The organism is Kosakonia sp. HypNH10 (genome assembly GCF_029850615.1).
GTDB lineage: Bacteria > Pseudomonadota > Gammaproteobacteria > Enterobacterales > Enterobacteriaceae > Kosakonia > Kosakonia cowanii.
Genome location: NZ_JAOTIU010000004.1, coordinates 106,578 through 120,609 on the forward strand (window position 1 = coordinate 106,578; position 14,032 = coordinate 120,609).

General features: G+C 57.0%; 11 protein-coding genes. All 11 read right to left on the reverse strand.

Annotated features, from left to right (window positions below):
* Positions 1 to 25: 25 nt before the first annotated feature.
* Positions 26 to 2,731 carry a preprotein translocase subunit SecA gene (secA, locus tag N7V53_RS12870; protein WP_034813344.1) on the reverse strand — a complete coding sequence of 902 codons (2,706 nt, stop codon included), beginning with the start codon at positions 2,729 to 2,731 and terminating at the stop codon, positions 26 to 28.
* Between the two features lie 58 nt (positions 2,732 to 2,789).
* Positions 2,790 to 3,293, reverse strand: a complete 504-nt coding sequence (gene secM, locus N7V53_RS12875) for a secA translation cis-regulator SecM (protein ID WP_023480225.1) — start codon at positions 3,291 to 3,293, stop codon at positions 2,790 to 2,792.
* Between the two features lie 281 nt (positions 3,294 to 3,574).
* Positions 3,575 to 4,492, reverse strand: coding sequence for a UDP-3-O-acyl-N-acetylglucosamine deacetylase (lpxC, locus tag N7V53_RS12880; RefSeq protein WP_023480366.1), 918 nt, complete (start codon positions 4,490 to 4,492; stop codon positions 3,575 to 3,577).
* Between the two features lie 100 nt (positions 4,493 to 4,592).
* Positions 4,593 to 5,741 (reverse strand): cell division protein FtsZ, encoded by a 1,149-nt coding sequence (ftsZ, locus tag N7V53_RS12885; protein ID WP_007373153.1) that lies wholly within the window; start codon positions 5,739 to 5,741, stop codon positions 4,593 to 4,595.
* Positions 5,742 to 5,855: 114 nt separating this feature from the next.
* On the reverse strand, positions 5,856 to 7,112 hold the full coding sequence (gene ftsA / locus N7V53_RS12890; RefSeq protein WP_279793607.1) for a cell division protein FtsA: 1,257 nt from the start codon (positions 7,110 to 7,112) through the stop codon (positions 5,856 to 5,858).
* Entirely contained in the window at positions 7,109 to 7,960 is an 852-nt protein-coding gene (gene ftsQ, locus N7V53_RS12895) for a cell division protein FtsQ (protein WP_023480397.1), read from the reverse strand. Before ftsQ ends, ftsA begins: the two co-directional genes overlap by 4 nt.
* Position 7,961: 1 nt before the next feature.
* Entirely contained in the window at positions 7,962 to 8,882 is a 921-nt protein-coding gene (locus N7V53_RS12900; protein WP_279793608.1) for a D-alanine--D-alanine ligase, read from the reverse strand.
* The gene (murC, locus tag N7V53_RS12905; RefSeq protein ID WP_279793609.1) at positions 8,875 to 10,347 is read right to left on the reverse strand and encodes a UDP-N-acetylmuramate--L-alanine ligase; all 1,473 of its coding nucleotides are present in this window, start codon (positions 10,345 to 10,347) and stop codon (positions 8,875 to 8,877) included. The genes N7V53_RS12900 and murC overlap by 8 nt, the downstream gene beginning before the upstream one ends.
* Positions 10,348 to 10,406: 59 nt before the next feature.
* Positions 10,407 to 11,474, reverse strand: a complete 1,068-nt coding sequence (murG, locus tag N7V53_RS12910; protein ID WP_279793610.1) for an undecaprenyldiphospho-muramoylpentapeptide beta-N-acetylglucosaminyltransferase — start codon at positions 11,472 to 11,474, stop codon at positions 10,407 to 10,409.
* Positions 11,474 to 12,715, reverse strand: coding sequence for a cell division protein FtsW (gene ftsW, locus N7V53_RS12915; protein WP_023480426.1), 1,242 nt, complete (start codon positions 12,713 to 12,715; stop codon positions 11,474 to 11,476). The genes murG and ftsW overlap by 1 nt, the downstream gene beginning before the upstream one ends.
* Complete coding sequence (murD, locus tag N7V53_RS12920; protein ID WP_023480504.1) at positions 12,715 to 14,031, reverse strand: UDP-N-acetylmuramoyl-L-alanine--D-glutamate ligase; 1,317 nt, start codon at positions 14,029 to 14,031, stop codon at positions 12,715 to 12,717. Before murD ends, ftsW begins: the two co-directional genes overlap by 1 nt.
* Between the last annotated feature and the right edge of the window lies 1 nt (position 14,032).

Sequence of the window (14,032 nt, forward strand, 5' to 3'; positions counted from 1 at the left end):
CGCCTTTTCATCAGTTAGTTAGCCGTTATGCGAGACGGCCATGGCACTGTTTATATTTCTTACCAGAACCGCACGGGCAAGGATCGTTCCGGCCAACTTTGCGCTCGCCGGATTGATCGGCAAGTGCAGCGGCGGCAGCGGCTTCATCGTCCTGATGGCTTAGCTGCTGCATCTGTGCCAGACGCTCTGCCTCTTCGCGGCGCTGTTGCTCCATTGCTTCAACTTCTTCCGGCATGCGCACCTGCACCTTGCTCAGGGTGCTGATCACTTCATACTTCAGTGACTCCAGCATCGCGGCGAACATGGCGAAGGATTCACGCTTGTACTCCTGCTTCGGATCTTTTTGCGCGTAGCCGCGCAGATGGATCCCCTGGCGCAGATAATCCATCGCCGCCAGGTGCTCTTTCCACAGAGAGTCGAGGGTTTGCAGCATGACGCCTTTTTCGAAGTGACGCATCATCTCCGCGCCAACCACTTCCTCTTTACGCTGGTAGGTCTCTACCGCGCTCTGCAGAATACGCTCACGCAGCGTCTCTTCATGCAGGTTCGGCTCTTTATCCAGCCACTCTGCGATCGGCAGGTCGAGGTCGAAATCATTTTTCAGACGCTCCTGCAGGCCCGGAATATCCCACATCTCTTCCAGAGACTGCGGCGGAATGTGCCCGTCGATGGTCGCTTTGAAGACATCTTCACGAATGCTGTTGATGGTTTCGCTCACGTCGGTCACATCCAGCAGCTCGTTACGCTGGGTGTAGATTGCGCGACGCTGATCGTTCGCCACATCATCATATTCCAGCAGTTGCTTACGGATATCGAAGTTGCGGCTTTCCACTTTACGCTGCGCGTTGGCAATCGCTTTTGTCACCCATGGGTGCTCAATCGCTTCGCCCGGCTTCATACCAAGCTTACGCATCATGCCGGAAACGCGATCGGAGGCGAAAATACGCATCAGCGCATCTTCCATCGAGAGGTAGAAACGGGAAGAACCCGCATCGCCCTGACGACCGGAACGGCCACGCAGCTGGTTATCGATACGGCGCGATTCGTGGCGCTCGGTACCAATAATGTGCAGACCGCCCGACGCCAGCACCGCGTCATGGCGTTTCTGCCACTCGGCTTTAAGCTCTGCAACCTGTTCAGGCGTCGGATCGACAAGCTCGGCCAGCTCAGACTGCCAGCTGCCGCCCAGCACGATATCGGTACCACGGCCCGCCATGTTGGTGGCGATAGTGACCGCGCCCGGATAACCGGCCTGCGCCACAATATCTGCTTCTTTGGCGTGGAATTTGGCGTTCAGTACGTTATGTTTGATGCCCGCTTTGGTTAACTCATTCGACACCACTTCTGATTTTTCAATCGAGATGGTACCAACCAGCACCGGCTGACCGTTGGCGGTACGCTCTTTGATATCTTCGATGATCGCCTGGATTTTTTCCGCTTCGGTCATATAGACCAGATCCGCCATATCTTTACGGATCATTGGGCGGTTTGTCGGCACAACCACGGTATCGAGCTTGTAGATGGAGCTGAATTCGAACGCTTCGGTATCTGCGGTACCGGTCATACCGGCCAGTTTTTCATACAGACGGAAGTAGTTCTGGAAGGTGATGGACGCCAGCGTCTGGTTTTCGTTCTGGATCTCAACGCCTTCTTTGGCTTCAACGGCCTGGTGCAGGCCATCGGACCAGCGGCGGCCCTGCATCGTACGACCGGTGTGCTCATCAACAATGATCACTTCACCATCTTTTACGATGTAATCAACATCGCGGGTAAAGAGCACATGGGCGCGCAGCGCGGCGGTAACGTGATGCATCAGCATGATGTTGGTCGGGGAGTAAAGCGACTCACCCTCCTCCATGATGCCCTCTTTCACCAGCAGCTCTTCAATCAGTACCAGACCGCGCTCGGTCAGGGTAACCTGACGCGCTTTTTCGTCGACAGAGAAGTGGCCTTCGCCCTGGAAGGTATCAGAGTCCTCTTTCTCCTGGCGCACCAGGTGAGGAATGATTTTGTTCACTTTTTTGTAGAGGTCAGAGCTATCTTCCGCCGGACCAGAGATGATAAGCGGCGTACGCGCTTCATCGATCAGGATGGAGTCCACCTCATCCACCAGCGCATAGTGCAGCTTACGCTGAACGCGCTCTTCCGGGCTGAACGCCATGTTGTCGCGCAGATAGTCGAAGCCATATTCGTTGTTGGTGCCGTAGGTGATATCGGCGGCGTAAGCTTCGCGTTTCGCGACAGACGGCATGCCAGGCAAGTTGATGCCGACGGTCAGGCCGAGGAACTCGAACAGCGGACGGTTGTTTTCGGCGTCACGCTGCGCCAGATAGTCGTTGACGGTCACCACGTGCACGCCTTTGCCGCTCAGCGCGTTGAGGTAGGCCGGCAGGGTTGCGGTCAGGGTTTTACCTTCACCGGTGCGCATCTCGGCGATGCAGCGATCGTTAAGCACCATGCCGCCAAGCAGTTGCACATCAAAGTGGCGCATGCCGAAGACGCGTTTACTGGCTTCGCGTACCACCGCAAAGGCTTCCGGCAGCAGGGAGTCAACGCTTTCGCCCTTCTCAAGACGCGCGCGGAACTCTACCGTCTTGCCTTTCAGCTCATCATCGCTGAGCTTCTCAAGGGCCGGTTCCATGGCATTGATCTGGTTGACGGTTTTACGCATACGACGCAGCGTACGATCGTTGCGGCTACCGAATACTTTTGTTAACAAATTTAGCATGATAAAAAATCTCTGATACTCCGCTCAGCGAAGCGAAAAAAATGGATGAATAGGGCTTTTTTTAGCTGAGGGAGTATGGGCCTGCGCGGATACCCTGCGCCTGGCTAATCCAGTTCGAGACACTGAACGTTGCGAAAGGTGTAAAAGAGAGGCGATCCGCAAGGCGTACAATCGCCGGCGGCTTGCTTTCAACGTTAAGCAGCGCGCTTAGCGTATCGAGCAGGGCAAGATGATGTGCCTGAATCGGCAAAGGCTCTTCCGTTGCGGCTGCCAGCGTTTGCGGCGCCATGGCGAACGAAAGATGACGAATAACGGTGCGGATGGCGTGCTGATGCCAGTAATCGACGGTGAAGTTCGGGCGGCGTTTCGCTTCCAGCAGCGCGAGGCTGGTAAAATTCGCCGTAGTTGCCGAAGCGTGATTGCGCGTCGTTTCGCGCGTGGCGTGGGTTTCGGTATTACTGGCAAGCGCGGGCAAGCCAAAACTCGCCGCGACCATCCCTAATAAGAGATGCGGCCAGAAATAGCGTCTGCCAAATTGTCGCCAACGCGTCAGTATTCCGCTCACTTGCTCCACCAAAAAAGACGCGTCCATCATGTTGCGTCTATGAAAGTCGATTGCGCCCAAATCTTATCACTAATGCCGTCGCCACACAGCAGGAAACAGGCCTGACGCGCGTGAAAACTGGCGAGGAAAGCAGCAATCAAACGCAGGATCGCAGCGTTGAAAAGATTTCCGGAAAGATTAGTCGTAAAGAGAGGATTTTGCGGCGCGCAAAAAGAAAAACGACTGGTTCCCCTGACCGGAGAGAGTGCCAGGTTAACCAGTCGATTTTTTAGGTTATGGCGTTATGCCAGAACCATTGAAGGTGCTTTGAATGCCAGCGGCAGTTCAGCTTCGTCTTCGAAGGTCACATATTCCCAGGCTTCCTGTTTTGCCAGAACAGCCTGCAGAAGTTTGTTGTTCAGCGCATGACCGGATTTATAAGCGGTAAACGCACCGATAATGTTGTGACCACACATAAAGAGGTCGCCGATTGCATCGAGCATTTTGTGGCGCACGAATTCATCTTCGAAACGCAGGCCGTCTTCGTTCAGTACGCGATAATCGTCAACTACGATGGCACAATCGAAGCTTCCGCCCAGGCACAGGCCGCGGGACTGAAGGTATTCGATATCACGCATGAAACCGAAAGTACGCGCGCGGCTAATCTGGCGCATAAATGCGTCGGCAGAGAAGTTCATCGCGTAGCGTTGCGTGCTGGCATCAATCGCCGGGTGGTTGAAGTCGATGGTGAAATCGAGCGTAAAACCGTTATGCGGTTTGAACTCGGCCCACTTATCGCCATCTTCAACACGCACCGTCTCTTTGATGCGAACGAATTTCTTGGCGCTGTTCAGCTCCTCGACCCCTGCGTCAAGCAACAGGTATACGAACGGTGCTGCACTGCCATCCATAATTGGAATTTCCGGTGCATCGACTTCGACAATGATGTTGTCGATACCCAGCCCCGCCAGAGCCGCATTTAAGTGCTCGACGGTGGAAATCCGCACGTCATGCTCGTTGACCAGACAAGTACAGAGCATAGTATCACGCACAGATTTAGCATCAGCCGGAAAGTCTACCGGTGGATTTAAGTCAGTGCGACGATAGATGACCCCGGTATTTGCCGGCGCAGGGCGCAACGTCAGTGTGACTTTCTTGCCGGTATGTAAACCGACACCAGTCGCCTGAACGATACGTTTAAGAGTCCTTTGTTTGATCATCGTATAATCTCGCCTTATTACCAATCCAACCAAATTGTATAACACAATGGGTGGGCCAGTTTAGCACAAAGAGCGAACATGCCCAACTTCCAGTAAATTCTTAGTCCGCCTGCTTACGCAGAAACGCCGGAATATCCAGATAATCGGGCTCTTTGGTGGTCTGCGGCGTATTGTCGTTAACCACTTTCGCCGGCTTCTGCTCCTGCTGCATCGGCTGCATGCCGTGCTGCTGGTAGCGATCCATAACCGGCTGCTGCGCCTGTTTGTTAGTTACCAGAGTAATCTCAGGACGCTTGTCCATACCGATACCGGTGGCAACAACGGTCACACGCAGTTCGTCGTTCATATCCGGGTCGAGAGAGGTACCGATAACCACCGTCGCGTTGTCAGAAGCGAACGCACGAATGGTGTTACCAACGGTCTCGAACTCATCCAGACGCAGGTCGAAGCCGGCAGTGATGTTAACCAGCACACCACGCGCACCAGAAAGATCGATATCTTCCAGCAGCGGGCTGGAGATCGCCATTTCTGCCGCTTCTTCCGCACGATCTTCACCGCTTGCCACGCCGGAGCCCATCATCGCGTAGCCCATTTCGGACATCACGGTGCGCACGTCGGCGAAGTCAACGTTCATCAGACCCGGACGGGTAATCAGCTCGGCGATACCCTGCACCGCGCCTTTCAGCACGTCGTTTGCCGCGCCGAACGCGTCAAGCAGAGAGATACCGCGACCCAGCACTTTCAGCAGCTTGTCGTTCGGGATAGTGATCAGGGAATCGACATGTTTTGAGAGTTCGGTAATACCCTGCTCTGCAAAGGCCATGCGCTTCTTGCCTTCAAAGTTGAACGGCTTAGTCACCACCGCAACGGTCAGAATGCCTAAGTCTTTAGCAACTTCAGCTACCACAGGCGCCGCACCGGTACCGGTACCGCCACCCATGCCCGCTGCGATAAAGACCATGTCAGCGCCTTCCAGCGCAGCGCGCAACGCTTCACGATCTTCTTCAGCCGCATTACGACCGACTTCAGGGTTAGCCCCTGCGCCCAGACCTTTGGTAATACCGCCACCGATCTGGATGGTCTGCCCTACCGCCGTCTTACGCAACGCCTGGGCGTCGGTATTCACCGCGAAGAACTCAACCCCTTCGATGCGCTCGCGCACCATATGCTCTACGGCATTACCGCCGCCGCCACCGACGCCGATGACTTTAATCACCGCGTCGTTGGTTAATTCCATTGGTTCAAACATAATCTCTCTCCGTCTTTACGCCTCATCCACCGGGCAGCCCGTGGGCCGCTTATCAGGATTGGCGTATGTGCCTGTCGCCTGAAACCGCTAATTTTCTACGGTCTCTGAAAAAAATTAAAACTCTTTTCGCAGCCAGCTGTTGATTCGTTTGAACCACGAACCGACTGACGTCCGCTTTTCCACTTCCGCTTCACCACTTAAATGGGTCTCTTTCCCGTAGTGCAGCAACCCAACCGCCGTAGAGTAATACGGCTCCTGGGCATAATCAGTTAAGCCAGTAATATTGAGCGGTGCACCAATACGCACCTGCGTATGGAACACACGTTGCGCGCAGGCCGCCAGACCTTCAATCTGCGCCGCGCCGCCGGTTAATACAATCCCTGCCGCAAGATGATGTTTCACACCCTGCTGGCGAAGCTGCTCCTGCAACTGCAATATCTCGTCGTTGACCAGGTTGAGCAGCTCGGTATAGCGCGGCTCAATCACATCTGCCAGCGTCTGGCGCTGCAGGCTGCGCGGCGGTCGACCGCCCACGCTCGGCACTTCAACGCTCTCATCTTTACCGACCAGCGATCCCAGCGCGCAACCGTGGCGAACTTTAATCGCTTCCGCATCGCTCGGCGGTGTGCCGAAGGCGTAGGCGATATCGCTGGTTACCACATTCCCCGCGTAAGGGATCACTTTAGTGTGGCGCAGCGCGCCACCGGTATAAACGGCCATGTCCATTGTACCACCGCCGATGTCAACGACGCAGACGCCCAGTTCGCGTTCATCTTCAGTCAACACCGAGTAGCTGGCGGCCAGCCCGGCAAAGATAAGTTGGTCAACTTTCAAACCACATCGTTCAACGGCTTTAACGATGTTTTTCGCCATATCGTTATGGCAAGTAATCAGGTGTACTTTCGCCTGCATGCGCACGCCGGAAAGGCCTACCGGGTTTTTAATACCCTCCTGGTAGTCAATGGCGTACTCCTGCGGAATCACGTGCAGTACGCGGTGTTCATCACGTACGCGGACTGATTTCGCGGTATGCACCACGTTTTCCACATCTTCCAGCGTCACTTCTTCTTCTGAAATCGGCACCATACCAATTTCGTTCTGGCAACTAATGTGTTTCCCCGAGAGCGCAAGGTAGACCGAGGAGATCTGGCAATCGGCCATCAGTTCGGCCTGATCGATGGCGCGCTGTACGCACTTCACCACCGACTCCAGATCGTTCACCCCGCCTTTGTCCATCCCACGGGATGGGCAACTGCCTACGCCAATGATATTAACAATACCGTCGGGCAGAACTTCCCCTACTAAAGCGGCGACCTTCGCGGTGCCAATCTCCAGTCCAACTACCAGTTTTCTGTCCGTCGCCTTGATCATTGTTGCTCTGCCTGTGCCTGATTCTGTTGTGCCTGATTTTGCTGCTGATCCGGTTGTGCCTGTACAGGGGCAGGCTTCCAGCCTACCGCCGCGCCTGAGTCATAGCGCAAATCCACGTAGCTTATCTCTTTGCCATCCGTCTGGGCCTGCTGCTGCAGCACCGGGTAGAGTTCAACAAAGCGCGCCAGACGTTTCATCGTATCGCCACGTCCCAGGTTGAGCTTGATATCATTGCTCAGCGTCACCTGCCAGGAGCGCCGCGCGGTCATCGCCGCTTCTTTCAGCGTGAACTTATCCTTTGCCAGCACCTGTCCCATATCGCGGTATCCCTGCAGCACTTCGTTTTCGCTGCCTTCCGGGCCATACAGCATCGGCAATATCTGCTTGCTGGTGCGTTCCGCCGGTACGCTAAAGGCGTTGCCGTCCGCATCAACCATATGCTGGTCATTCCACCGCGCTATGGGCACATATTCAACCAGATGAATCTTCAATTCGTCCGGCCACTGCTTTCTTACGCTCGCCTGCTTGATCCACGGCAAGCGCTCAATCTGGCTCTGAATGATATTGACGTCCTGGGACATAAAGGTCCCGGGTGCGCCAAGCGCCAGAATGGACTGGCGAATATCATCATTGCGCGTGTAGTGACGATCGCCGGTTAACACCAGCTTCGACAGCGGCAACCGCTGCGCGTCATCCATCCAGCCGAGCACGATCCAGCCACTCACCAACACGGTGCACAGTACCGTCAACAGGAACACAATGCCGGCAAGGCGCGTTCCATTGTTGCGGCGGGAGGTCGTTACCGCCTCCGCTTCGCGATTTCGCGTGTTCAGCGCAGCCTGAGACATATCACTCCGCCAGTTCCAGAATACGAACAACAAGCTGGGTAAAGCTCAGCCCCGCCTGACGCGCCGCCATCGGCACCAGGCTGTGGCTGGTCATACCCGGCGAGGTATTCGCTTCCAGCAAATAAAATTGACCATCACTGTCGAGCATCGCATCGATTCGTCCCCAGCCGCGGCAGCCTAAAACCTGCCACGCTTTGGCGATCAGCGCCTGTAAAGCCGCTTCCCGCTCTGCTTCCAGACCTGATGGGCAGAAATACTGCGTCTCATCAGAGAGATACTTCGCCTCATAATCATAGAAGATTCCCGCCGGTTGAATGCGAATCGACGGTAAAATTTCATTTCCAAGCAACGCGACGGTAAATTCCGGGCCACTGAGCCATTTTTCGATCAGAACTTCATCATCGTGTTGAAAAGCAAGCGCTAAAGCCGCCTGCAGATCGCTACTTTCGTTGACCTTTGACATCCCGACGCTGGAGCCTTCGCGGCTTGGCTTAACGATCAGGGGTAAGCCCAACGCTTCAATACGTTGCATATCAGCCGCTTGCAGGCCTGATTCAAACTCACCGCGCGTCAGCGCAACCCACGGCGCAACCGGTAAACCCGCGCCCTGCCACAGCAGTTTGCTGCGCAGTTTATCCATTGAAATCGCAGAGGCCATCACGCCGCTGCCGGTGTAGGGAACGCCGGTCAGCTCCAGCAGTCCCTGCAACGTGCCATCTTCACCGCCGCGGCCGTGCAGCGCGATAAACGCTTTACTGAAGCCCATCTCTTTCAGGCGGGTTACATCAACCTCGCGCGGATCGATGGCGTGGGCGTCAACGCCGCCTTCACGCAGCCCGGCAAGCACAGCCGCGCCTGAATTAAGCGACACATCGCGCTCGGCAGAGGTGCCACCCAGCAGAACGGCAACTTTCTCAGCCACGCTGCACCTCCTCGCTCTGCGGCACCAGTTTGCACTGCGCGAGGCTGCGGGCGATCTTGCCGATATTACCTGCGCCCTGAATCAGGATCAGATCGTTACCGGTCAGCACCGGGGCCAGCATCGCCGCCACTTGATCCGGATCGGAGACCAGGATTGGGTCGATCTTGCCGCGACCGCGGATCGTGCGGCAGAGCGAACGGCTGTCAGCACCCGGGATTGCCGTTTCGCCCGCGGCGTAAACTTCCAGCATCAGCAGCTTATCCACCTGCGTCAGCACGTTGGCGAAATCGTCATAGAGATCGCGGGTACGCGTATAGCGGTGCGGCTGGAAAATCATCACCAGATTTTTATCCGGCCAGCCGGCGCGCGCGGCTTTAATCGTTGCGTCCACTTCCGTTGGATGGTGACCGTAATCATCAACCAGCATCGCGCTGCCGCTGTTGCCATTCACCGCTTCCAGCGGAAACTCGCCGAGGAAATCAAAGCGGCGACCGGTGCCCTGGAAGCTCTCCAGCGCGCGCAGAATCGCCTCGTCGTCAATCCCCTCTTCCGTCGCCACGGCCACCGCCGCTGCGGCGTTGAGCGCATTGTGGCGACCCGGCGCATTGAGCGTTACGCGCAGCGCCGATTTATCCTGGCGCACCAGCGTAAAGTGGCCCTGCGGCCCCTGCTGGCGGTACTCTTCAACGCGCACATCGGCGTCGTCGCTAAATCCATAGGTGGTAATTTGACGCCCGACGCGCGGCAGCAGCTCGCGGATCACTGGGTCATCAACACACATCACCGCACGGCCATAAAACGGCAGGTTGTGCAGGAAGTTGATAAACGTCGTTTTCAAATTCTCGAAGTCACCGTGGTACGTATCCATATGGTCGGCTTCGATATTGGTCACAATCGCCACCATCGGTTGCAGGTGCAGGAAGGAGGCGTCGCTCTCATCCGCTTCGGCAATCAGATAACGGCTATGGCCCAGGCGCGCATGCACCCCGGCCGCTTTTACCAGCCCGCCGTTAACGAAGGTCGGATCCAGACCCGCTTCCGCGTAGATACTGGAGACCATGGCGGTGGTGGTCGTTTTTCCGTGCGTCCCGGCGATAGCGATGCCGTGACGAAAACGCATTAATTCAGCCAGCATCTCCGCGCGGCGGATCACCGGGATACGCGCTTCCTGCGCGGCAACGATCTCCGGGTTATCGGCAGAGATGGCGCTGGAGACCACAACAACGCTCGCATCAAGCACATTTTCCGGGCGATGGTTGAAGTAGATGGTGGCGCCAAGAGACGTCAGCTGCTGCGTCACCGGGTTTGGCGCTAAATCAGAACCGCTAATCTGGTAGCCTTCGTTGGCCAGCACTTCGGCAATACCGCCCATGCCAGCACCGCCGATGCCAACGAAGTGAATGTGCCGGACGCGACGCATCTCGGGCACGATTAAACGCAGTTTCGCAAGTTCTTGTGTATTCATTTTCTAAACGCCATCAACTTCTAAAAAATTGGCGCGACGCAAACAGGCGTCGCCACGATTTAACCTTGAGCCGCAAGGCTCACTTCATGCGCCACCCGCTCGGTGGCGTCGGGGATGGCTGCCGCGCGTGCGCGTTCCGCCATCTCTCTTAATGCTTCACGATCCCAGCCCGCAAGCGTTGCTGCCACGGCATCAACGGTAAACTGCGGCTGTTCGAGGATCTTCGCCGCGCCCACTTTCTCCAGCGGCAGGGCATTCCAGTACTGTTGTCTGTCTTTGTGCTGGAACGGCACAAACAGCGCCGGCAGACCGGCAGCGGCGATTTCGCTCACCGTCAGCGCGCCGGAGCGGCAAACGACCACATCCGCCCACGCATAGGCTTTAGCCATATCGTCAATAAATTCAGTAACTTTATGCTGCGCCTGCCCGGAAGTGGCATACGCCTGCTCAACATCCTGCTGCGCGCCTTTCCCGCTCTGATGCCAGATGGTGACCGCCGCGCCCAGTTTAGCCGCCACCTGCGGCATGGTCTGGTTCAGCACGCGCGCGCCCTGAGAGCCGCCAACCACCAGCACGCGGATTGGCCCTTCGCGGCCCGGCAGACGCATCTGCGGCAGCGGCAGCGCCAGCACATCAACGCGCACCGGGTTCCCCACCACTTCCGCTTTCGGAAATGCGCCGGGGAATGCCTGCATCACTTTGGTGGCGATCTTCGCCAGCCACTTGTTGGTCAAACCGGCAATACCGTTCTGCTCATGCAGGACAACCGGAATACCGAGCGACCAGGCGGCAAGACCGCCGGGGCCGGAGACATATCCGCCCATGCCCAGCACCACGTCCGGTTTGAAGCGCTTCATAATGTCGCGCGCCTGACGCCAGGCGTTAAAGATACGCACCGGCGCGAGCAGCAGCGCTTTCAGCCCTTTGCCGCGCAGGCCGGAGATGCGGATGAAGTCGATATCGATGCCATGTTTCGGCACCAGGTCAGCCTCCATACGATCGGCGGTTCCGAGCCAGCGTACTTGCCAGCCCTGATCCATCAAATGGTGCGCCACGGCGAGACCGGGGAAAACATGCCCGCCGGTTCCGCCTGCCATCACCATTAACCGCTTAGGTTGACCACCCATCACACACCTCGTGTAAACGCCTGAGCTTTCTTCAGACGCGTTTCATAATCTATCCGTAGCAACAGCGTAATCGCCGTCGACATAATCAATAAACTGGAGCCGCCGTAACTGATCAGCGGCAGGGTTAAGCCTTTGGTCGGCAGCATACCGGCTGCCGCACCGACGTTAACCAGCGCCTGGAAGCTAAACCAGATACCTATGGAGCAAGCAAGGAAACCGGAGAAGCGGTGGTCAATCTCCAGCGCTTTTCTGCCAATGGACATGGCGCGGAAAGCGACGAAGAATACCATTAAAAGTGCGGCTACCACACCGATATAACCGAGTTCTTCGCCGATGATGGAGAAGATAAAGTCGGTATGCGCTTCCGGCAGATACTCAAGCTTCTGTACCGAGTTGCCAAGCCCCTGCCCCCACAGCTCGCCGCGGCCAAACGCCATCAGCGACTGGGTTAACTGATATCCGCTGCCAAACGGATCTTCCCACGGGTTCCAGAAGGAGGTTACGCGGCGAATACGATAGGGTTCGGCGAGGATCAGCAGTATCACAGCCGAGATACCCATGCCGATAATGGCGATGAACTGCCACAGCTTCGCGCCTGCAAGGAACAGCATCGCCAGCGTAGTAATAAACAGCACCACCACCGTACCGAGGTCCGGCTGCGCCAGCAGCAGGATCGCCAGCACGAGGATCACGCCCATCGGTTTTAAGAAGCCGCGCAGGTTGTTACGCACCTCATCCACTTTGCGCACCAGGTAGTTCGCCAGGTAGCAGAAGAGCGACAGCTTGGTGAACTCCGCAGGCTGGAAGCGCATGATGCCAAGGTCGATCCAGCGCGACGCACCGTTGATCGAGCTGCCCACCACCAGCACCACTAACAGCATAATGATCGCCGCGATCAGCATCACCGAGCTGTACTTCTGCCAGAACTCCATCGGCAGGCGCAGCGTGATCATCGCCATACAGAACGACAGGAACAGGTAAAGCCCGTGGCGTTTGGCGAAGAAGAAGGGATCGTCCGTCAGTCGCTGACCGACCGGCATTGACGCCGAGGTCACCATAATGAAGCCGATCGCCGCCAGGCCCAGCGTCAACCACAGCAAGGTGCGATCGTACATCACCAGGCTGTCGGTATCTTTCTGTCGCGAACCCATGACCCAGCCTTTCAATGCCGCAAACAGCCACGCCAGGATCCCATAACCTGGCAGACGCGGCATTCTCGGGCGGGGAAGCGTTAAACGCATTAGCCTAACTCCTGCGCCAGACGGGTGAACTGGTCGCCCCGTTGTTCGAAATTCTTAAACTGATCGAGGCTGGCACAGGCCGGCGACAACAGCACCATATCGCCCGGCTGCACGCGCGCGGCAATTAAGCGCATCGCCTGATCCATAGTTTCTGTCTGCTCAGCCACTTCCGGGCGCAGCGCAGCCAGTTCAGCGCCATCGCGCCCGAAGCAGTAAAGGCGAATACGATCGCCGCCGAGGTAGCGCTTCAGCGGCGAAAAGTCCGCCGATTTGCCATCGCCGCCCAGCAGCAGATGCAGCGTACCTTCCACCTGCAGGCCATTAAGCGCCGCTTCGGTGCTGCCGACGTTGGTCGCTTTCGAGTCGTTGATCCAGCGCACGCCGTTATGCTCAAACGCCAGCTGGAAGCGGTGCGCCAGCCCGCCAAAGGTGGTCAGCGCCTTCAGGCTGCTGGCGCGCGGTAAACCGGCTGCATCCGCCAGCGCCAGCGCTGCCAGCGCGTTGGTGTAGTTGTGCTGGCCGCTCAGTTTCATCTCTTTGACGTTCAGCACCTTCTCACCTTTTACCCGCAGCCAGATTTCGCCCTGCTGGCGGTTGAGGTGATAGTCACCGACATCGACACCAAAGCTGACGCAGCGCTCATCGGCACCGCGAACCGGCATAGTGAGGGCGTCATCAGCATTCACCACGCACACTTTGGCGTTTTCATAGATACGCAGTTTGGCCGCGCGGTACTGCTGCAGGCCAAACGGGTAGCGATCCATATGATCTTCAGTAACGTTGAGAATCGTTGCTGCCACGGCGTGCAGGCTGGAGGTGGTTTCCAGCTGGAAGCTGGAGAGCTCCAGCACATACAGCTCGCGCGCTTCGTCCAGCAGCATCAGCGCAGGTAGGCCGATATTGCCGCCGACGCCAACATTTTTACCGGCCGCTTCCGCCATCTCACCGACCAGTTTGGTAACGGTACTTTTGCCGTTCGAACCGGTAATGGCGATGATCGGAGCCTGTGCTTCACGGCAGAAGAGCTCGATATCGCCGACAATCTCGACGCCCGCGTCCGCAGCGGCGCTCAGCGACGGATGCGCCAGCGCCATACCGGGGCTGGCGACAATCAGATCGGCGCTCTGCAACCAGTTATCGTTAAGACTACCAAGATGGCGCTCGACCGTTTCCGGCAGCTTATCCAGCCCCGGCGGCGACGTGCGGGTATCCATCACCTTAGGCGTGACGCCGCGCGCGAGGAAAAAGTCCACGCAGGAAAGGCCGGTCAGGCCTAAACCGATAATGACGACTTTTTTACCCTGGTAATCTGCCATG